Consider the following 18,291-nt stretch of genomic DNA (forward strand, 5'->3'; position numbering starts at 1 on the left):
CGAACAGCGCCTCGATGCTTCGTCGTCGAGGCCGGAACCGCGGCTCCAGAGCGCGGGATGGCAGGAACGAAACTAGGCATTGCCCCTGCCGTTGCGCGTCGGCCGTCATACCGAGATTGCGTACCTCCTGAGAACGAAGGGCCGCCAGGTCATCCCTGCGATGTACTCCCAGAGACCGTGAGCCCCGTCACAACGGCCGATGCGGGGACGGACAGGCAAGCGTGACAATGTGCCAGTGGAAACTGGTGAGCGACCACCGTGGTGGCGGCATGTGCTCGACCTGGCCAGCCGGCTGGACCCCCCGGACCGTCGCGGCGTCCGGGACACGCCGGGGCTGAGTGGCGACGGACCCCCAAGGCCGTCTCGCAGAGCACTCGCCGCCGACGTGCTGGTGGCGCTCGTCCTGACGGTCATCGCGGTGACCGTATCGGCGAGCTATCCGGTGAGCGGCCCCATCGCGGATCAGCCCGAAGTGATCGAGTACTTGCGGCTCCGACCTGCCTACCCGCCCCCACCGCCGGTTCCCGATCCCCAGCCGGTTCCCGATCCCCAGCCGGTTCCTGATTCCCCGACCGGCTACCCGCCACCTTCTGGCGTCCTGTCCAACGGCCCATCCACACCCTCTGGCCACCCGTCCGGCAACGCGCCGGCCCAGACTCTGCCCTACGATCCGCCCGCGTTCCTGGTGGCGCTGACGGCGTTGCCGCTGGCGGCGCGGCGCCGGTACCCGCTCATCACCTTCTGGGTGGTGCTGGCCGCGGCGCTGGCCACCCACGCGGGTGCCACCTGGATCACCGTGCTGACCTGCGCTGTCGCCGCGTACGGTGCCGTCGTCCACAGTCGTAACAGGTTCCTGGCAATGGGGGGCCTCGTGCTCGCGGCCGGGCTCGCCGGTGGCGCCTTCCGGGACGTCGCGCCTGCGCTGCCGATTTGGATGGGGCCGTTCGTCGTCCTGCTGAGCGTCGGCGTCTTCGGGAGCTTCGTCCGTTTCTGGCGGCGACAGTTGGGAGCCAGCCGGCATCGGCTCGCCGAGCTGCAGCAGGCGCAGGCAAACACCATGCGCAGGGCTGTCGCGGAGGAGCGCTCCCGGATCGCCGCCGAGCTCCACGACGTGGTGACCCACAATGTCAGCGTGATGGTGATCCAGGCGGGCGCGGCCCGCAAGGTCATGGACGTGGAGCCGGAACAGTCGAAGCAGGCTCTGCTCGCGATCGAGTCCGGCGGCCGGGCCGCCATGGCCGAGCTGCGCCATGTCATGGGCCTGCTCGCCGGCCCGAGCGGCGAGCGTCTCGACGGGCCTTCCGACGGGCTCGAACCCCAACCCGGGCTCGACCAGCTCGACGCCCTGGTGGAACGGGTCCGCGCCGCCGGCGTGCCGGTGAGCGTCGAGGTGTCGCCGCCTGGGCCCCTGCCTCCCGGGATCGACCTGGCCGCCTACCGCGTCGTGCAGGAGGCCCTCACCAACACGATCAAGCACGCAGTCGGGGCCGCCGCGTCCGTGACGATCGGTCATGACGGCGACTGGCTGGAGATCGAGGTGACTGACACCGGCGGAGCACGGACCGCCGGGCCGCGGACCGGCAACGGCAGGGGGCTGATCGGGTTGCGCGAGCGGCTCGCTGTCTACGGCGGGACTCTGGACGCGGGGCCGACTGCCGGGGGCGGGTTCCGGCTCCAGGCCCGCGTCCCGTGGAGGACACCATGACTGAGCGGTTGCGCGCCGTCATCGCCGACGACCAGGCACTGGTACGCACGGGCTTCCGCATGATCCTCGCCGCCGACGGCATCGAAGTGGCGGCCGAGGCCGCCAACGGGCACGAAGCCATCGCCGCGGTCCGCCGTACCAGGCCCGACGTTGTGCTCATGGACATCAGGATGCCGCAGATGGACGGGCTCGAAGCCACCCGGCGGATTCTCTCGGGCGGTGCCGAGGACACCCGCGTGCTGATCCTGACCACCTACGACCTCGACCACTACGTGTACGCCGCGCTCGCTGCGGGGGCGAGCGGGTTCCTGCTCAAGGACGTCACCCCCGAACACCTGGTGGCCGCGGTACGCCTGGTGCGCTCCGGCGACGCCCTGCTCGCGCCCACCATCACCCGCCGCCTGGTCGAACGTTTCGCCCGCCGCGACAACGTGAGGCCCGCCCTCCACCGTGATCTCTCCGAGCTGACGCCTCGGGAACTGGACGTGCTGCGGCTGCTCGCCACCGGCCTGAGCAACGCCGAACTCGCCGACCAGCTGACCCTCAGCGTGGCCACGGTGAAGACCCACGTCGCGCGCATCCTGTCCAAGCTCGGCCTGCGCGACCGTGTCCAAGCCGTGGTGGTCGCCTACGAGACCGGCCTGATCTCTCCTGGCGGCACCGGCCGACCTGAATAGACGTTCCCAGAGCGATCCCGATCACGCACGACCGTCGGCCGCTCTCCTCGCCGGATAGATGAGGATGAGATCCACGCCTGGACGCGTATACAGGCGCAGCCGGTAGAGGCCAGGACCGTTGCGCGCGAGATTGGGGAAGCGCACCTTGCTCGCCGACAGCGTCTGCATCGCCAGGTGACCCGATTCGCTAATGATGTCCGCCTCGACCACCTTGTCCCAGCCTTTGCGTCGCAGGGGTGGCGGGGCCGAGCGCAGCGCCTTCGCCGTGACGCAGGTCGCCCAGTCCTGAGTGGGTGTGAAGATCAGGGCCAGCTGACCACTGGTTGCCAGGGTGTCGACCGATTTCGCATTCCAGATCACCTCGGAGTCTTCCTCGGTGTCCGCTTCCGCGTCATAGATGCCGTAAGGCAGGGTGTCCCAGTCGTAATAGGACGCGGTCGCCTGGGACCGAGTACGTAGCGCGGGCCACGGATCGCGGCACAGGGCGTCCTCCTCGCGCGCCTCGCGCTTCAACTGTTCGCGCGCGATGTCCTCCTTCTCTGCCTGCTGCTGGTGTATCTGAGCGGACGACAGCAACAGTTCCGGATATTTCCGTCCAATGACCTCCGGGCAGAGCAGCGCGAGCAGCGCAGGCCGAGCCTTGACCGGCTCCCCGGCTGTGAACCTGGTGCACGCATCCCAGCCCTTGCCGAGCAGTTCCTGGTCCGAGACATCGCGGTCGGGCTTGCTCACGCTGCACAGGTAGGCCCGGTCGCGCTGGTGGGCCGGGATGTCCGCGACACGTGGCGGTTTCGACCACCCCCAGCATTCCATGAGCTCATCGCTCTGCCAGGTGTAGGTGAACTGTGAACGGCCCTCGGGTTCGACAACCATCAGCAGGAGGACCGTGGCCACGGCCGCGACGGCTGTGGGCACTCGCAGAGGCGCCTTCTGCCTCGGCTCACGGTTCAGTTCATGTGCCGTGCGCGCCAGCCAGACGATGTAGAGCACATCCATCGCCTCGGCGATCGACTCGATCGTGCTGCCCCTCGTCAGGCCATCTACGAGCTCTACCAGGAACCCGCTCGCGAATGTGCCCAGACCGATGAGGAGCGTCGCCCGGCTCCAGCGTCCGTCGCGCCGCTGGGCGAGCAGGAGCATCACCATCACGACGAACGTGGCCACTCCCGCGGCCATGACGGTCGCTGAGTAGGCCGGACTCACGAAGAACTGGGGCTTCGCATCGTCCGCCAGGCCGTTCACGAGCGATCGAGCCGGTTCCACCAGCCCGAGCAGGAGCAGAGCCAGTCGGAAAGGCCAACCTGACCCGGTGAGCACCACCGTGAGCAGCACGAGCGCAGGCACCCAGAGCACCAGCCCGATGACCGTTTCGACCAGGCCTGGGAAGAGCGAGGGGATCAGCAGCCACATCACGTCGGCGTACAGCAGCAGCCGTAACCACGTGGCCGCCCGACGCATCGGCACGGCCATAGGCGCGGGCCCCCGCAGAACCTGCCACAGCATCCACGAGTTCACCAGTCCGAGCAGCAGCAACCCGCCCAGCACCGGCACCAGAGGAGACTCCCCGACGATCTCGTCGGGCGGGTACCACATGGTGACCAGCCATGCGGGTGCCGGGGTGCCGATCACCAGGCTGAGGATGATCGAACCGAGGGTGATGGCTAAGCAGGCAGAAGCCGCCAAACGGTATGTGCGCACAATGAGGCTTGATCGTAGTACGACCGAGTAATGCTCTCGTGAATGTCCAGTGGGGGTCCCCGGAGCTGGTCGACCAACACTGTCCACGGCGCGCTTCCGACAGCAATGCGGCAACTGCCACGTCAAGAGGTTCTCGAAGTAGATGTTGCGAAGAATGTCGAGAACGGCCTGGCAGCTCCGTCTCAGGGGCGGATGCGGCCACCGTGGCCGTACCGCACCAAGGAGACCCAGCATGACGATCCTGCGGATGGACAACGTCCTCATCGTTGTCGACGACCTTGACGCTGTTGTTTCGTTCTTCATCGAACTCGGCATGGAGCTGGAGGGCAAGGCGCCGATCGAGGGACGTTGGGTGGAGCGAGTCATCGGGATCGACGACGTTCGACAGGACGTCGCAATGCTGCGGACCCCGGACGGCCACGGCCGAATCGAGCTGGCGATGTTCCACACGCCGAAGGCGATCAGCGCTGAGCCGAAGGACGCACCGGCGAACACGCTGGGCATTCGTCGCATCATGTTCGCCGTCGACGACATCGAGGACGTCCTTGCCCGCCTGCACACCCACGGCGCCGAACTCGTCGGCGAGCTGGCGCAGTACGAGGACCTCTATCGGCTCTGCTACGTCCGCGGCCCCGAGGGCATCATCGTCGGACTGGCCGAACAGCTCAGCTGAAGGCCGCCGAAGGGACCGTGCATCCCAAAGAACCGCTTGGCGCCGCGAGGGGCGCACCCGGTAGAACGATCCAGACATAGGGGATAAATGGGCCTACATCGGAAAAGGTTGACTGGTGAGGCCGCTGCTTCCCATACGGAGAGGAGATGGCATGTCTTCCGTCATGCATCGTTCCATGCAGGTCACCGAGCCCGAGGGGGACATTTCGCTGGTTCGGGTGGACACCCAGGAGCCGGGCCCTGGCCAGGTGCGGGTCACCGTCGAGGCGTGCGGGGTGTGCCACTCCGACGCGTTGGTCATCGCCGGAGCCATTCCGGGCACCACCTTTCCCGTCACGACGGGGCACGAGATCGCCGGGCGCATCGACGCGATCGGCGCAAACGTCACCGGCTGGTCCGTTGGTGATCGGGTGGCGGTCGGCTGGTACGGAGGCAGTTGCGGCCACTGCGATGCCTGCCGAGAGGGCGATGGCGTCCTCTGCCCCGAGCTTCAGGTGCCGGGTGCCGCGTACGCCGGAGGGTTCGCCGACTCCGTCGTGGTGCCGGCCGTCGCCCTGGCCTCAGTCCCGGACGAGCTCACGGCGGTGGAAGCCGCGCCCCTGGCCTGCGCCGGCGTGACCGTGTTCAACGCGCTGCGCCGCAGTTCCGCGCGTCCAGGCGACACCGTCGCCGTCCTCGGTCTGGGCGGCTTGGGGCACCTGGGCGTTCAGTTCGCCTGGAAGATGGGCTTCCACACCATCGCGATGGCTCGCGGTCCCGACAAGGCGCCGCTGGCTCACAAGCTCGGCGCGTCCCACTACATCGACAGCGCCACCGAGAAGACGGCCGACGCGCTGCAGGCCCACGGGGGAGCCAAGGTGGTGCTGGCGACGGTGACCGACGCCGCGGCGATGTCCGCGACGGTCGACGGGCTGGGACGCCGCGGCGAGCTCATCATCGCCGGCGTCGCCATGGAGCCGCTGGACATCACGCCGCTGCAGCTCGTGAGCGGGGCCAAGCGGGTCTACGGGCACGCTTCCGGCATCGCGGTCGACACTCAGAACACCTTGAAGTTCGCCGCCCAGACCGGCGTCCGGGCGTGGACCGAGGAGATTCCGTTGGAGGAAGCCGGTGCGGCGTACCAGAAGATGCTCTCCGGCCAGGCCCGCTTCCGCATGGTCCTGACCACCGGCAACTGAATGCCTCGGCACATCCAGCACACGCACCAAGGGCTTCACCACATGATTGACAGACGCACGTTCGGCAAAGCCGTGGGGCTCGGCGCAGCCGCTGCCTTCCTGGCCGACGTGCCGGGCCGGGCCACCGCGCAGGACGCGACCATGACTCCGACCGTGCCCACGGTTGATCCCAGCCCGCAACCTTCCTCTTTCGGTTCGCTCAAGCAGATCAGGGCCGGTCTGCTGAACGTCGGCTACGCCGAGGCGGGCCCCGCCGACGGGGTCGCGGACCGCCGACAACCCCGACTATGCCAGCATCGTGATCCACAACTATCGCTGGCGGTTGAGCCTCGCCGACGGCGAACGCCGCTACGACGCTTTCGAGAGGCGACTTGCCGCGCGACCCGTCATCACGGTGCCGACCATCACCCTCGACCCCGGTCGCGACCCGTTCACCGCACCGGGCAACGGTTCCTCGTACCGGGACATGTTCACGGGCAAGTACGAGCACCGTCTCCTGGACATCGGCCACAACCTGCCGCAGGAAGCGCCTGCAGCCTTCGCTCAGGCCGTCGTCGACGTGGACCGCTTCTGACGGACGCGCGGCCACGGCCGTCATCGGCGACACGTCGACGTGCTCGGCGGGCGATGGGGCTCTTTGCAAATCTACATTGTAAAGGGCGTGGGTATTGAAACCAGACAGAACCAACCAGGCGCTACGTACGGCCGTCGTCGGCTGCTCGCGACGGAGGTCATCTGTCCCGGGGCACTGTCTGTGCCGGTGCCGCGTGCGGCTTGTCCTCGGGCTTCGTCGCTGCCGGGCCCTGGTCGTCGTCGAGGTACGCCTCCGGCACCTCGGGCGGGATCGGCACCAGCTCCTTGCGCGTCACGAACGTGTCGAGCAGCGAGAGCAGCATGGCCAGGACCGGCACCGCCAGCAGCGCGCCCACCGCTCCGAAGAGCTGCGCTCCCAGGAGCACGCCGGCGAACGCGACGCCCGGATGCATGTTCACCGCCCGCCCGCTGATGCGCGGTTCCAGCGTCAGGTTCTCCACCTGCTGGTAGAGGATCGCCCAGGCCAGCGCCGCCAACCCGACCCAGGGCCGGGGCGAGACCAGGCCCACGATGGTGGGCAGCGCGATCGCGATGTACGTGCCGATCGTGGGCACGAACTGGGCCACGATGCCCGTCCACACGCCCAGTGCCAGCCACGAGGGCATGCCGATCAGCATGAACACGATGGCCGAGGTGGCGCCGTTGATCGTGGCCAGGATGAGCCGGGCGGAGACGTAGCCGCCGGTCTTGACCAGCGACACGTCCCACACGGTGAGGAAGATCTGCTGGATGCGGCCGGGCAGGAGCTGGGCGAGCCAGCGCCGCAGTCGGGGGCCGTCGGCGGAGAAGTAGAAGGTCAGCAACAGGAGGGCGAAGGTGTTGAACACCGCCGCGGTGATCGTGCCGAGCAGGCCGAGCACGCCGCCGACCAGGTCCTGGGCGTAGGTGGCGGCCTGTTGGGGGGTCAGGTTGATGGAATCGAGGATGGTGGAGATGTCGTACTTGGTGCCGAACCTGGCGTTGATCCAGTCGATGGCGCCGGTGACCACCTCGGGCAGCGCCCGCACGAGTAACGCGGCCTGTTCGACGAACAGGTTGCCGAACAGGAAGAGGAAGGCCCCTGTGAGCAGGGCGATCCCGATCATCACGAGGATGGCTGCCGCACCGCGGCGCATGTGCCGGGCAAGCCGGCCCACCGCGGGCTCCATCGCCAGCGACAGGAACCAGGCCATCACCACGATGACGACCAGCGAACCCGCGTCCGTGAGAATGAAGCGGATGAAGTACACGACGACGACGATGGCGACGATGGTTAACCCGACCCGCCACACGTTGGCGGCCGAGAGGAGCACTTGGACCGGGGGGGCAGCCTCGGGACGGGACTCCCGGGGCTCGATCGGCTTGGTCATGGCACTCTCCTGACCGGACCACGCGACGATATGCCTCACCAGCGTCTCTTCCCGACCGTAGCCAGCCCTCGTTCGGGAGCTTCTGGATCCGGAGTTCACAGAGATCGGAGCGTCTGGACGCTGGTGGGACGCGGAGTCGATCCTGACGATGATGAGTGCAGAAACCGTGGCTTCGGAGTCACCGGTCAAGGTCACGGTCAGCGAGATGTCTGGGGTCGTGCTGGCGCGCGGGATTGTTCACCTGACCTACTTTGCCGACAATCAGGGGCGCCGGGCCTGGCGGAGCTCCCTGTGGCGACTGACGGAGACGGGCTGGCGCGTGTACTTCCATCAGGGCACTTTGGCTGTCTGAGTGCCTGTGTCCCAGCCGGATTCGGCGCGAGTAGGGGATCGAGAGGCATGCTGCCTGGGCGGCTGTCACCCTGATGAGCAGACGCCTGACCCGCCGAGAACTCCCGCAGCCCGTACACCTTCTTGACCTCGTCCTGGTGGTCGAACTGCGCTGCCGGCCAGGCGGCCGCGCCGCGGCTGACCGTTCACATGGTTCAGGCCCACAACGCCGATGGGGAGGGCGCTGCGGGCCTGTTCACTGAGCCGCCGCACTCAAAGAGCGTCAGCCGAACGGGTTACTCGGCGGCCTGGGTTGGTTCCGTGACCGCAGTCCGTCACGCCGGTTCGACGGGTAGCCACAGCTCGCATGTCGCGGTGCTGAAGTCGTCCGCGCGCTCAAGGACCGCGACGATCGAGGGACCTGGCCGCAGACGCCACGGGTTGGAGGGGAACCAGTCGGTCGCGGTGGCGGCCCAGGTCGTCTGCAAGACCTGCGGATGCGGTCCGGCAGTGCGGAAGACCGCCCACATGCCGGCCGGTACCTCGATGGCGTCGAGGTCGTCGGGGATCGGCGTGTCCCGAGAGACAGCGACCCCGTGCAGGTAGGTCAGTTCGCTGCCCTCTGTGCCGTCGGGGTCGAGGTCGTCGCAGACTTGCAGCAGGCCCCCTGGTTCGGTGTCGCCGACGGCCTTCAGCCGGAGATGCTCCTCCTGCGGCAGTGCGGTGATGTGCTGCTGGATGTGCGGGTTGATGCCCTGGTGGATGAGCGGAACCCGGGCTGCGTGTCCGACCAGCCGGAATGTGGGGCGGTCGACGAGGCGGGTGTCCATGGGGATGTTCCCTTCGACGGTCAGGCGGAACCTGAGTTGCGGTTGTGTGCGCAGGGGGCCTCCGTCGCGGCGCACGTCTTTGGGGCCGGCGCCGTGGACGGCGCGGAACGCACGTCCGAACGCCTCGGTCGAGCCGTATCCGTGCCGGACGGCGATGGTCAGGAGATCGTGCTCACGCCGTACGACGTCGGCGGCGGCGACGGTCATGCGGCGGCGGCGCACGTACTCCGACAGCGGCATGCCGGCCAACGACGAGAACATCCGGCGCAAGTGGTACTCGGTGGTGCCAAGCTTGCTGGCCAGCCCGTGGACGTCGAACTCCTCGGCGAGGTGCTCCTCGACGAGATCGACAAGTTGGTTGAGCGCCGAGATCACGAGGCCTCCTTTCGATGTCAACCTTGCCGGAAGAACCCCGGCCGTACCCGACCGCTGCGATCCGATCCGATCAGGCGCCTGGACGGACGCGGAGCTGACGCACGCTCAAGCGTCTGACCAGCCAGACCGCTCGAAGACCAAAGATAAAGGGTGAGATCTGCCGGATCATCGCCGAGCCGAAGAGCTCGGCGCATACCGCCCATATATCTCGCCTCCCTAAGCTGGCCCTTGTCCGCCAACGAGTCACCCCGGCATGCGAGGGCACTGTGCGAGTGACGAGCATCCTGCAGAAGGCGGCGATCTTCGGAGCCGTGGCCATGGCGTTGTCGATCATCCCCGCGGCGGCGCCGAGCGCCAGCAGGCGAGGGCCGCCATCGCCGAAGACGGCCGGCGGCATGTGAAATAACCCCCCGGATTCGTTGAGCGGTGGGGGCCGTTCGCAGAGCTGTCATTGCTTCGAATACGGACAGTAGCCACGGTGCTGGCGGTCGGGAGGCGGCCACTTCGTGGCTGTCCGCCTTGGTCAGGACTCGGGCGTATGACTCGTTCCTGGTCCGCTGCTGCGCGTGGTGGAGCACGGCTGCGATTTCGCCCTGTCCGAATGTAGGTGATTCCTGGCCGGACGAAGGCGGTGCCGCATGCCGATCGGTGGGCAGCATGGAAGTCGGACACCTGGTTCACAGTCGATGCAAACCGGACGCGCGGTCCACAGTCGGCACACTTCCTGGAAGGTCAGAGGTCATGCCAGAGATCATCGCGGGGTTGGAGATTCCCGAGACAGCGGCGGTCGCTGAAGCGACCAGGCTCATCCAGGAGACGACCAGCCCCCTCATCTACCACCACTCCCGGCGGGTCTTCTTCTTCGGTCTGATTCACGCTCAGAAGCTCGGCGTGAAACCGGACCCGGAGCTGCTCTACTTGGCGGCCATGTTCCACGACACCGGCCTCCTGACTCCCTTTTCCGACGTCGAGCAGCGCTTCGAAGTCGATGGCGCCGACCACGCGCGCAAGTTCCTCCTGGGCCGGGGTTTCTCGACGGCCGCCGCCGAGACCGTCTGGACGGCGATCGCGCTGCACACCACGCCGGGCATCCCCGGCCGGATGAGCCCGGAAATCGCGACCACGTACCTCGGCGTCTTGACCGACGTGATCGGCTTCGGCTTGGACGGACTGGAACACGATCAGCTGGGCGAAATCCTCGCCGTCCACCCACGAGGGGACTTCAAGAACGAGTTTCTGCGAGCCTACGTCGACGGGTTCAAGGACCGCCCCGAAACCACGAACGGCACCGTGAACTCCGACGTGCTCGAGCATTTCATCCCGGGCTTCCGGCGCACGACGACGGTCGAGCGCATCGTCGGCTCGCCATGGCCGAGCTGACCGGACATCACGCGAGGCCACGCGATGAACGATGTGAGTCACTTCGTCAACACGTTGTGCTTCGTTCGTCCTGCTCGTCTGCGCCAACGCGCTGATGATGCTCGTGGAGGTCCTGGAGGAGACTCCGCCGCGCCTGGCCGACCCGGTGGAGCCGATGCACGCCCACCTGGCCCGGCGCTGGCGGCGGGCCAGGGCCGTGCAGCTGCTGCTGGGCCTGCTGACCGCCCGCGCTGCCGACCGGGAAGCCGCTGGTACCGACGAAGTCGTCCCGATCCCCATTCTGTTTCCAGTCGCCGGCTGGGACTTCGATGCCCACCGCCACCGGTGGGACTGAGACTGGTCTCCCCGCTGATCAGCGTCGTCGGGACGTGATCGCCAGGCGCTGCTCGAGGTCCTCGATCGTCATCTGGGGTTGTCAAGCGCACTAGCTGGTCAGCCGCTTGAAGGTCGTGAAGCCATGTCAGGCGAGTAGGCTGGCCCCGGCTGCCGCGCCTGGTGAAGGAGCCGCCAATGATCACCGACCCGACGATCATCCGGATCGGCCAGGGGGTGGAGTTGCATCACCACCGAGGTCAGCGTGAAGCTGCTCGCGACTTGTTCGCGCAGATCTGGGACGACATCGGCGGCGAGCAAGGCGACCCGCTGCATGTTTGCGTCCTTGCCCACGCGATAGCCGATGTGCAGAACGACGTGCACCAGGAGCTGATGTGGGATCTGCGAGCGCTTGCCGCCGTCGATCGGGTCACTGATGAGCGGGTGGCGCAGGCCGGGGTGACGCTTTCGGTGGCCGGCTTGTATCCGTCGTTGCACCTCAACGTGAGCGAGTGCTATCGCAAGCTGGGCGATCTCAGCCGCGCCCGTGAGCACCTCCAGCAGGCGCGGGCCGAGATCGGCGCGCTTGGCGACGACGAGTATGGGCAGCTCATCAGGGGCGGTCTGGAGCAGCTGGCCGAACAGTTGGATGACGCCATCTGACTGCGCCCGTGCGCGACCGAGACTCAACCGACGAGGCGTGACGTCGGCCCTGGCACGTCCGGCCCTGGTCCCAGCAGGGCTCGGGGCCAGGCCGGGGCACCTGCCTTGACCTTCGTGCCGAATGGGCGGCACGAAGGTCAAGGCAGGGTCAGAATGCGGGGGCCCTGGTCGGTGATGGCGACGGTGTGCTCGATGTGGGCGGCACGACTGCCGTCCGTGGTGCGCAGGGTCCAGCCGTCGGTGCCGGTGCGGTAGGTGTTCTGCCCGCCGGCCATGAGCATGGGCTCGAGGGCGAGGACCAGGCCGTGGCGGAGGGGGAAACCGCGACCGGGGCGGCCGCGGTTGGGGACATGGGGGTCTTCGTGCATGCGGCGGCCGATGCCGTGACCGCCGAAGTCGGCGGGCATGCCGCAGCCCGCCTTGCGGGCGACGGTGTCGATGGCGTGGGAGATGTCGCCGAGGCGGCTGCCGACCTGAGCGGCAGCGATGCCGGCGTCGAGGGCCTGTTGGGTGGCGTCGATCAGGTCGAGGTCTGTGGGGCGCGGAGTTCCGACGGTGAAGGTGATGGCCGCGTCACCGGCCCAGCCGTCGAGCTGGGCGCCACAGTCGATGCTCACCAGGTCGCCGTCCCGCAGCCGGTAGCCGGTGGGGATGCCGTGCGACACGGCGTCGTTGACGGAGGTGCAGATCACGGCGGGGAAGGGGACCGGGGCGAAGGACGGCCGGTAACCGAGGAATGGGGAACCGGCCCCCGCCTCGGCCAGAACCGCGCGGGCCGCCTCGTCGAGTTCCTGCAAGGACACCCCGACGCCGGCTGCTTCTCGCACTGCGGCCAGGGCGCGGGCCACCACGCGCCCGGCTTCCCGCATCGCGTCCATCGCGGCATCGGTCTTGATCTCCACCATGTGCTGTAACTCCCCGCCTCAATCAGGTCCAATACTTATACCGGTATTATTATCACGGTCATGGCAAGCAGGAGCGACTCTGGGCAGAGCAGCGGTGGCATCACCGCTGCCGCGAACCCCAGGAGTTCACGCGTCACAACGGGCGCAGGTGCTCGATCTTGACGTGGCGCTGCTCGGTCAGCCGCTGGGCGATCAACGAGCGGTGGCAGGCCTCGGGGTCGCGCTCGACACAGAGCAGCGCTGCGGTCCCACTGCTCGGCAGCTCCGACACGATCGGCGTGAGGTCGGCGCGGTCGAGGATCTCGGTGGTGTAGCGGCGGGTGTACTCGGCGGCGAGTTGGCGGCGCGAGCGTCTGCCGACCCCTTGGCGGTCATCCTCGGCGTACTGGAGCCGGCGTAACTCGGTGGTTGGGGCGAGCTCGGGATGGTGCTCGTAGGCGATCCGAGCATGGGCGAGGGCCGCCTGCAGCCGGCGTGAGTTCGCCCAGGCGTACTCGGGTCCGCGGACACCGCGGCGCTGGCGTACGTCGAGCAGCACTCGAACGTCCGCGTGCCGCAGTCGTTGCAGGAAGGACTCGCCGCCGAAGCCATAAACGCCGATTGTCACCATCCTGAGCACCGGAAATCACCCACCTGCCTACTACTCGCCGCCTCCGGCAGCCCTGCCGGAGGCGGCGACGTCGCATCACGCGACGGCGGTCCCCTCAAGCTCGACCATCAGGTCGGGGATCGCCAGCCGTGCCACGCCGAGCATCGTGGTGGACGGTGCCACCCCTGCGGCGCCCAACCGCGACGCCAGCACGCCGTAGTGCTCGAAGAGCCGATCGACGTCGGTGGTGTAGACGTTGAGCCGGACGACGTTCGCGAGGGACATGCCGGCCTCGCCGAGCACGGCCTCCAGGTTCTCGAGGCTCAGCGCCAACTGCGCCGCCATGTCACCGGCATGCTGGGGCTTGCCGTCGCCGCTCATCGCGGTCTGCCCGGCGCAGTACAGGGTCCGGGTGTGCCCGGAGACGATCTCACCCTGGTTGTATCCCATCTCCACCGACCACGCCCACGGGTTGACCGCCGTTCGCTCCATTGCCGCAACAGCTCCATTCGATTCGTCGACATTGCGTACGTCCATCGGCTCTGTGGCCACCGTCTTCTTCGTCATGTTGATCAGCCTCCCAGCGAATCACGACATCCTTTGTCGTGTATTCCCGTACAGTTTTCGGATGCGCGCCGACCGGTTGGTCTCCCTGGTGCTGCTGCTGCGGCAGCACGGTCGGCTGTCCGCGACCGCGCTGGCCCACGAGCTGGAGGTATCCACCCGAACCGTGCTGCGCGATATCGAGGCGCTGTCCGCAGCCGGCGTCCCGGTCTACGCCGAACGCGGCCGGCACGGCGGTTTCGCGTTGTTGCCCGGTTTCCGGACCGAGCTCACCGGACTGAACCACGACGAGGCCCTTGCCCTGCTGGTCGCCGGATCGCGGCGCGGCGCGCAGGCATTCGGCCTCGGCTCGGCGCTCGCTTCGGCGATGCTCAAGGTGGTCGACGCGCTACCCGAAAGCTATCGGGACACCGCGGCCGGCGCGGCCGAGCGATTGCTCATCGACCCGGAGGCCGACCTCCTCTCGCGTCGGCTGGTCGCTGAGGAGGTGCCTGACGCCATAGTGGCCGAGGTCCTGCGCGCGGTGTTCGCCGGACACAAGCTGCAGATCCACTACGCGGCTGCGGACCAGACCCCGAAGTGGCGCACGGTGGACCCGATCGGCCTGGTCACCGTACGCGACCGGGGCTACTTGTTGGCCACGAGGTCTGGCGCGGACCGCACGTACCGGCTGTCCCGGGTCTTGGCCGCCAAGGAACTCGCCGAACCCGCACAGCGACCAGACCGGGTCGATCTGGACAGGGCCTGGCAGGAACGCAGCACGCGGTTTCGGACCGGCGGCGACCAAGTCGCCGTGCTGGTACGGGTCGACCCGGCGCGGCGGGAGGACCTGGTGGGCACCGCGCTGGCCGTCCTCGCCGAAGAAGCCGACTCGGACGGCTGGCTGCGGCTGGAGGTGACCTTCCAAGATCCGAGACACGCCGAATGGGCGCTGTGGCAGCTCAGCACGAACGCGGAAGCCCTGGCCCCGCAGTGGTTGCGCGACTCCCTGCGCAACCGCGCCGCCGCGATCGCCACCCGCTACGGAGTGTCATCCTGAGAGTTGTCGCCTTCTGCGGACCGCCGCCGACGCGGTTAGGACCGCTCCATGCTGGTAGGTGCCGAACGACGCGTGCGCAACGCGCGGCCGATCACGGGACCGCAGGCCAAGCTCTATCCACGCGGGTCAGACCCATATCCGTTGGATTTTGCCCGGTTACTGCCGAAATCCCATGACGCTCCAGCCTGCCTCGCCTGGCTCGGCGCGACCAGCTACTCCCTCTATCTGGTGCAACTGGCAGGGGAGATGCGCTGGGCGCGGCTGCACCGGCAGATCGGCATCAGCGTAGGCTTCCTCGTCGTGCTGCTGCCGGGGAGCCGGCTGGCGCACCGATACCTGGAGCAGCCGATGCGGCGGCGTCGTGCACCCGGCGGCGTGACCCTGCGGCCGGGTCGCGGTCATGACGAGGCAGGTGCTGCCGCGCCGGACGTCAGAGCCGCCTGCACGATGCGGATCGCCTCGCCCGCGTCGATGCCGACGCTGGCGATCACGGCCGCGTAGTCGGCGGCGGCCCGGCGGGCCCGCTCCCGGCCCTCCTCGCCGGCTGCCGACACGAACGAGCCCGCCCGCCCGCGCGTCTCGATCAGCCCCGCCTCCTCCAGCTCCCGGTAGGCCCGGCCGACCGTGTTGACGGCCAGGCCGAGGTCGGCCGCGAGGTGGCGGATGGTCGGCAGCCGGGCGCCCACGGCCAGCGTGCGGTCCTGGATCTGCCGGGCGAGCTGGGCCCGCAGCTGTTCGAACGGCGGCACCGGCGAGGCCGCGTCGATGACGATCATCGGACGCTCATGGCCTGCCGGGCCACCGTCGCGCTCGACGGCGTCCTGGCATGGAGCGCGACGCACGCGACCAGACCCAGGATCAGGTAGGCGACCGAAGCGGCGCTCCACCAACCGGGCGCGGTGCCGAACAGCAGCACCATGGGCAGCGACCACTGCACGCTCGGCGTGGTGAGGTCGCGGGCGTCCTCGACGCGCATGATGACGTCGGCGGTCAGCGACTCCTCGTCCTCCGCCACGACCGGGCGCCTGAGCAGGTGGCGCAGCTGCATGACGGTGATGGCTGTCGCGCCGAGCAGGCCGATCAGCATGACGACGGCGAGCTGCCGCACGATGGGGTCGGGAACGGCCAGGGCGCTCCCGGCCAGCGCCATCGCACCGGCGAACGTGGCGACCGCGAAGACGGCGTACGGCTGGCCGAGCACGGCCCGCCAGCCGGGCTGGATCAGATGGGCGGCCCTGCGGGACAGCGTCGCGCCCGCCCGCTGGTCGACGCGTCGCACCCACCAGTCGAGCAGCGACTGTGCCAGCAGCAAGCCGGCCACCAGCGCGGTCAGGGCCAGCAGCGCCAGCGGGCGATGTGCCTGGAAGCCGCCGAAGGCGGAACTGGCGAGCGCGCTCGCGAGGATCAGCACGGTCAGGCTGACGTGAGCGGCGAGGCGGGCGCGTCTCCGGACCGCCAGCCGGCTGGCCAGCAGCGGGGTCGGGTGGGCGGCGGCCAGGTCGTGCTGGGCCAGCCACGCGCCCGCCAGGCGCAGATCGGCCGCACGCGCCGGCGGGCCGGAGTCCGGTAACGGTTCACCCACATACACCGCCCAGGACCTCTTCAATCTCGTGCTCCCGGGTTTCCCCGGCACCCGGTGACGCGAGAGGCAGGCAGGGGCGTAAGAACAACCCAGGTTCGGCCCGTGCGGAACATCGGAAGCCTCGGTGTGCCCGCCGGCCGCAACGCCGTCCAGCACCTTGACGGCGATTGATCTCCCCTTCGAAGACCTCCAGGCAGATGGGGTCCAGGGCGTCGTGCCGGCGTTGGGTGTTCTCCGAACTGGTTGCGTTTAGCACCCTGTGGTTGTGAGCAGTTGCAAAACGAGAGCAGTTCGAGGAGGTGCAGATGTCGCCGGGAAACCTGCCCGAGGTGGTGTCGCGTGAGGAATGGCTCGCCGCCCGCAAGAAGCTACTGGCCAAGGAGAAGGAGCTGACCCGGCTCCGCGACCGGGTCAACGCCGACCGCCGTCGGTTGCCGATGGTCCGCATCGACAAGCCGTACACGTTCCAGGGCCCGGACGGGCAGGTGGGGCTGCTCGACCTCTTCGAGGGGCGGCCCCAGCTGGTGATGCACCATTTCATGTGGAGCAACGACATCGACGCCGACGGAACCGAGCACCCGCGCGATACCGGCTGCTCCAGCTGCTCCTCCGCCGCCGACCGCATCGGCAACCTGAGGCAGCTGCACGTCCGCAACACCACCCTGGTCGCGGTGACCCGGGCGCCGTACGAGAAGATCGCCGCGTTCCGCGAGCGGATGGGGTGGACGTTCCCCTGGTACTCCTCGGCCGGCAGTGACTTCAACTACGACTTCCACGCGACCGTCGACGACCGGGTCGCACCGGTGCAGATCTTCTACCGCAACCAGGCCGAGCTGGCCGAGGCCGGCATGCCCTGGTCGGAGGACATGCGCGGCGACTGGCCGGGCATCAGCGCGTTCCTCCAGGTCGACGGCGAGGTGTACCACACCTACTCCACGTACGGCCGTGGCATCGAGGAGTTCCACATCGGCTACCCCTACCTCGACCTCACCGCGCTCGGCCGTCAGGAGGCGTGGGAGGAGCCGCAGGGACGCGCGGTTCCACTCGGCCTGCAGGTCGGCGGCCCCGCCCTGCGCATGCCCGACGAATACGACGGGGCCTAGATGTACGGCTCCTGTTTTTGATCGGCTGGCTTGGACAACAGACGATCATGAGGAGTCGCGTTTGTCATCTCCACGCCGGGGCGCCCTCAATCACCTGTCGCGATTTGAGCCGGTCACAACTCAGTGTCCTCCCAGTGCGGGGTATGCGATTCGATGTCTTCCGGTACGCGAATCCGTCCGTTCAAGAGAACAAGTGGTGCGATCTCAGTACTTTCGTAGAAGCGCATGTACCCGACGAAGGATTCGATTCCGCTGGCATGTGCGTCGGCTGAGTGCCGGCCGAGCCAGTCCAGCAGTGTCCGCAGCTGGTAGAAGTCGTCGGGATGGAATTCTTGGCGTACTGTTAGTGCCCACTCGTCCCCCGATTGCTCTCGAGCGACCAACTCGGCGACGAGCGCGCCTCCCACTCGCCGGGCAGCGCCGCGCTGAGCGAACAGGGGCTCTGCTTCCGCGTCTTCCCACTCGCAGTCGGGGTCGTCGGGATCACCGAGCGGGTAGGTGTCCAAGTATCTGTCAGTGCCAATTGGCAGTCGCTCAGGCTGTGGCCCTTGTCCCACATGCCACCGCAGCTCGGCAAGCTCGTCGTCAGGAACGTCAGCACGAATGTCCACCGACAGCACGAGTTCGTAGATGTCTCCCACCGGCACACCGTACCGTCGCGACGCCCTGAGAGATCATTCTGTTAGGAGTTCTTACGCACGCGCATCTCACCAGCCGAGAATGCTTCAGCCCTGATCGTTAAGCCC

Annotated in this window: 21 protein-coding genes and 1 pseudogene; 13 read left to right on the forward strand and 9 right to left on the reverse strand. The window is 68.1% G+C overall.

Going from position 1 to position 18,291, the window contains the following annotated elements; translation table 11 throughout:
* Nucleotides 1-235 precede the first annotated feature (235 nt).
* Nucleotides 236-1,705: a sensor histidine kinase gene (locus V5E28_RS47290; protein WP_336216874.1), complete on the forward strand. Its 1,470-nt coding sequence runs from the start codon at nucleotides 236-238 to the stop codon at nucleotides 1,703-1,705.
* Nucleotides 1,702-2,382: a response regulator transcription factor gene (locus V5E28_RS47295; protein ID WP_336216875.1), complete on the forward strand. Its 681-nt coding sequence runs from the start codon at nucleotides 1,702-1,704 to the stop codon at nucleotides 2,380-2,382. The genes V5E28_RS47290 and V5E28_RS47295 overlap by 4 nt, the downstream gene beginning before the upstream one ends.
* A 21-nt stretch (nucleotides 2,383-2,403) precedes the next feature.
* Here the strand turns inward: V5E28_RS47295 and V5E28_RS47300 are convergent, their stop codons facing one another.
* The gene (locus tag V5E28_RS47300; protein WP_336216876.1) at nucleotides 2,404-4,011 is read right to left on the reverse strand and encodes a hypothetical protein; all 1,608 of its coding nucleotides are present in this window, start codon (nucleotides 4,009-4,011) and stop codon (nucleotides 2,404-2,406) included.
* Nucleotides 4,012-4,327: 316 nt separating this feature from the next.
* Between V5E28_RS47300 and V5E28_RS47305 the strand changes: the two genes are divergently transcribed.
* The 3 genes from V5E28_RS47305 to V5E28_RS47315 all read left to right on the forward strand — a co-directional run bounded on the left by V5E28_RS47305 (nucleotide 4,328) and on the right by V5E28_RS47315 (nucleotide 6,504).
* Nucleotides 4,328-4,753 carry a VOC family protein gene (locus V5E28_RS47305; RefSeq protein ID WP_442945998.1) on the forward strand — a complete coding sequence of 142 codons (426 nt, stop codon included), beginning with the start codon at nucleotides 4,328-4,330 and terminating at the stop codon, nucleotides 4,751-4,753.
* 151 nt (nucleotides 4,754-4,904) lie between these two features.
* On the forward strand, nucleotides 4,905-5,930 hold the full coding sequence (locus V5E28_RS47310) for an alcohol dehydrogenase catalytic domain-containing protein (RefSeq protein ID WP_336216878.1): 1,026 nt from the start codon (nucleotides 4,905-4,907) through the stop codon (nucleotides 5,928-5,930).
* A 298-nt stretch (nucleotides 5,931-6,228) separates the two neighbouring features.
* Nucleotides 6,229-6,504 carry an alpha/beta fold hydrolase gene (locus V5E28_RS47315; RefSeq protein WP_336216879.1) on the forward strand — a complete coding sequence of 92 codons (276 nt, stop codon included), beginning with the start codon at nucleotides 6,229-6,231 and terminating at the stop codon, nucleotides 6,502-6,504.
* Nucleotides 6,505-6,661: 157 nt separating this feature from the next.
* On the opposite strand, the gene V5E28_RS47320 is transcribed toward V5E28_RS47315, so the two are convergent.
* Nucleotides 6,662-7,873, reverse strand: a complete 1,212-nt coding sequence (locus V5E28_RS47320) for an AI-2E family transporter (protein WP_336216880.1) — start codon at nucleotides 7,871-7,873, stop codon at nucleotides 6,662-6,664.
* 76 nt (nucleotides 7,874-7,949) lie between these two features.
* Here V5E28_RS47320 and V5E28_RS47325 point away from each other — a divergent pair.
* A pseudogene (locus tag V5E28_RS47325) lies at nucleotides 7,950-8,225 on the forward strand (nuclear transport factor 2 family protein); the annotation flags it as partial.
* Between the two features lie 313 nt (nucleotides 8,226-8,538).
* On the opposite strand, the gene V5E28_RS47330 reads toward V5E28_RS47325, so the two are convergent.
* Complete coding sequence (locus tag V5E28_RS47330) at nucleotides 8,539-9,408, reverse strand: AraC family transcriptional regulator (RefSeq protein ID WP_336216881.1); 870 nt, start codon at nucleotides 9,406-9,408, stop codon at nucleotides 8,539-8,541.
* A 272-nt stretch (nucleotides 9,409-9,680) separates the two neighbouring features.
* Between V5E28_RS47330 and V5E28_RS47335 the strand changes: the two genes are divergently transcribed.
* The 4 genes from V5E28_RS47335 to V5E28_RS47350 all read left to right on the forward strand — a co-directional run bounded on the left by V5E28_RS47335 (nucleotide 9,681) and on the right by V5E28_RS47350 (nucleotide 11,763).
* Nucleotides 9,681-9,809, forward strand: coding sequence for a hypothetical protein (locus V5E28_RS47335; RefSeq protein WP_336216882.1), 129 nt, complete (start codon nucleotides 9,681-9,683; stop codon nucleotides 9,807-9,809).
* Nucleotides 9,810-10,149: 340 nt separating this feature from the next.
* A complete protein-coding gene (locus V5E28_RS47340; protein ID WP_336216883.1) occupies nucleotides 10,150-10,788 on the forward strand; it encodes an HD domain-containing protein in 639 nt (212 codons plus the stop codon).
* A 94-nt stretch (nucleotides 10,789-10,882) separates the two neighbouring features.
* On the forward strand, nucleotides 10,883-11,122 hold the full coding sequence (locus tag V5E28_RS47345; RefSeq protein WP_336216884.1) for a hypothetical protein: 240 nt from the start codon (nucleotides 10,883-10,885) through the stop codon (nucleotides 11,120-11,122).
* 176 nt (nucleotides 11,123-11,298) lie between these two features.
* Nucleotides 11,299-11,763 (forward strand): hypothetical protein, encoded by a 465-nt coding sequence (locus V5E28_RS47350; RefSeq protein WP_336216885.1) that lies wholly within the window; start codon nucleotides 11,299-11,301, stop codon nucleotides 11,761-11,763.
* A 137-nt stretch (nucleotides 11,764-11,900) separates the two neighbouring features.
* Here the strand turns inward: V5E28_RS47350 and map are convergent, their stop codons facing one another.
* The 3 genes from map to V5E28_RS47365 form a co-directional block, all read right to left on the reverse strand.
* Nucleotides 11,901-12,668 (reverse strand): type I methionyl aminopeptidase, encoded by a 768-nt coding sequence (gene map / locus V5E28_RS47355; protein WP_336216886.1) that lies wholly within the window; start codon nucleotides 12,666-12,668, stop codon nucleotides 11,901-11,903.
* Nucleotides 12,669-12,801: 133 nt separating this feature from the next.
* Nucleotides 12,802-13,278, reverse strand: coding sequence for a DUF488 domain-containing protein (locus V5E28_RS47360; RefSeq protein ID WP_336216887.1), 477 nt, complete (start codon nucleotides 13,276-13,278; stop codon nucleotides 12,802-12,804).
* Nucleotides 13,279-13,353: 75 nt separating this feature from the next.
* Nucleotides 13,354-13,749: a RidA family protein gene (locus tag V5E28_RS47365; RefSeq protein WP_336216888.1), complete on the reverse strand. Its 396-nt coding sequence runs from the start codon at nucleotides 13,747-13,749 to the stop codon at nucleotides 13,354-13,356.
* 136 nt (nucleotides 13,750-13,885) lie between these two features.
* Between V5E28_RS47365 and V5E28_RS47370 the strand changes: the two genes are divergently transcribed.
* Together V5E28_RS47370 and V5E28_RS47375 are read left to right on the forward strand one after the other, a co-directional pair.
* Nucleotides 13,886-14,860, forward strand: a complete 975-nt coding sequence (locus tag V5E28_RS47370; RefSeq protein ID WP_336216893.1) for a helix-turn-helix transcriptional regulator — start codon at nucleotides 13,886-13,888, stop codon at nucleotides 14,858-14,860.
* Nucleotides 14,861-14,908: 48 nt separating this feature from the next.
* Nucleotides 14,909-15,361 (forward strand): hypothetical protein, encoded by a 453-nt coding sequence (locus tag V5E28_RS47375; protein WP_336216889.1) that lies wholly within the window; start codon nucleotides 14,909-14,911, stop codon nucleotides 15,359-15,361.
* Here the strand turns inward: V5E28_RS47375 and V5E28_RS47380 are convergent.
* Nucleotides 15,259-15,636, reverse strand: a complete 378-nt coding sequence (locus tag V5E28_RS47380; protein ID WP_326822967.1) for a GntR family transcriptional regulator — start codon at nucleotides 15,634-15,636, stop codon at nucleotides 15,259-15,261. The genes V5E28_RS47375 and V5E28_RS47380 overlap by 103 nt on opposite strands.
* The gene (locus V5E28_RS47385) at nucleotides 15,633-16,442 is read right to left on the reverse strand and encodes a hypothetical protein (RefSeq protein WP_336216890.1); all 810 of its coding nucleotides are present in this window, start codon (nucleotides 16,440-16,442) and stop codon (nucleotides 15,633-15,635) included. Before V5E28_RS47385 ends, V5E28_RS47380 begins: the two co-directional genes overlap by 4 nt.
* A 305-nt stretch (nucleotides 16,443-16,747) precedes the next feature.
* Here V5E28_RS47385 and V5E28_RS47390 point away from each other — a divergent pair, with 305 nt between their 5' ends.
* Entirely contained in the window at nucleotides 16,748-17,545 is a 798-nt protein-coding gene (locus tag V5E28_RS47390) for a DUF899 domain-containing protein (protein ID WP_336216891.1), read from the forward strand.
* Between the two features lie 113 nt (nucleotides 17,546-17,658).
* Here the strand turns inward: V5E28_RS47390 and V5E28_RS47395 are convergent, their stop codons facing one another.
* Complete coding sequence (locus V5E28_RS47395; RefSeq protein WP_336216892.1) at nucleotides 17,659-18,186, reverse strand: hypothetical protein; 528 nt, start codon at nucleotides 18,184-18,186, stop codon at nucleotides 17,659-17,661.
* Between the last annotated feature and the right edge of the window lie 105 nt (nucleotides 18,187-18,291).

Source organism: Nonomuraea sp. LPB2021202275-12-8, assembly GCF_037044575.1.
Classification (GTDB): domain Bacteria; phylum Actinomycetota; class Actinomycetes; order Streptosporangiales; family Streptosporangiaceae; genus Nonomuraea.

What these genes read in the sequence shown, in the direction of transcription:
- V5E28_RS47295 (WP_336216875.1), top strand. Translation starts at nt 1,702, where the DNA reads ATGACTGAGCGGTTGCGCGCCGTCATCGCCGACGACCAGGCACTGGTA.
- V5E28_RS47305 (WP_442945998.1), top strand. Translation starts at nt 4,328, where the DNA reads ATGGACAACGTCCTCATCGTTGTCGACGACCTTGACGCTGTTGTTTCG.
- V5E28_RS47310 (WP_336216878.1), top strand. Translation starts at nt 4,905, where the DNA reads ATGTCTTCCGTCATGCATCGTTCCATGCAGGTCACCGAGCCCGAGGGG.
- V5E28_RS47320 (WP_336216880.1), bottom strand. Translation starts at nt 7,873, where the DNA reads ATGACCAAGCCGATCGAGCCCCGGGAGTCCCGTCCCGAGGCTGCCCCC.
- V5E28_RS47340 (WP_336216883.1), top strand. Translation starts at nt 10,150, where the DNA reads ATGCCAGAGATCATCGCGGGGTTGGAGATTCCCGAGACAGCGGCGGTC.
- V5E28_RS47345 (WP_336216884.1), top strand. Translation starts at nt 10,883, where the DNA reads ATGATGCTCGTGGAGGTCCTGGAGGAGACTCCGCCGCGCCTGGCCGAC.
- V5E28_RS47350 (WP_336216885.1), top strand. Translation starts at nt 11,299, where the DNA reads ATGATCACCGACCCGACGATCATCCGGATCGGCCAGGGGGTGGAGTTG.
- map (WP_336216886.1), bottom strand. Translation starts at nt 12,668, where the DNA reads ATGGTGGAGATCAAGACCGATGCCGCGATGGACGCGATGCGGGAAGCC.
- V5E28_RS47360 (WP_336216887.1), bottom strand. Translation starts at nt 13,278, where the DNA reads ATGGTGACAATCGGCGTTTATGGCTTCGGCGGCGAGTCCTTCCTGCAA.
- V5E28_RS47365 (WP_336216888.1), bottom strand. Translation starts at nt 13,749, where the DNA reads ATGGAGCGAACGGCGGTCAACCCGTGGGCGTGGTCGGTGGAGATGGGA.
- V5E28_RS47370 (WP_336216893.1), top strand. Translation starts at nt 13,886, where the DNA reads ATGCGCGCCGACCGGTTGGTCTCCCTGGTGCTGCTGCTGCGGCAGCAC.
- V5E28_RS47375 (WP_336216889.1), top strand. Translation starts at nt 14,909, where the DNA reads ATGCTGGTAGGTGCCGAACGACGCGTGCGCAACGCGCGGCCGATCACG.
- V5E28_RS47380 (WP_326822967.1), bottom strand. Translation starts at nt 15,636, where the DNA reads ATGATCGTCATCGACGCGGCCTCGCCGGTGCCGCCGTTCGAACAGCTG.
- V5E28_RS47390 (WP_336216891.1), top strand. Translation starts at nt 16,748, where the DNA reads ATGTCGCCGGGAAACCTGCCCGAGGTGGTGTCGCGTGAGGAATGGCTC.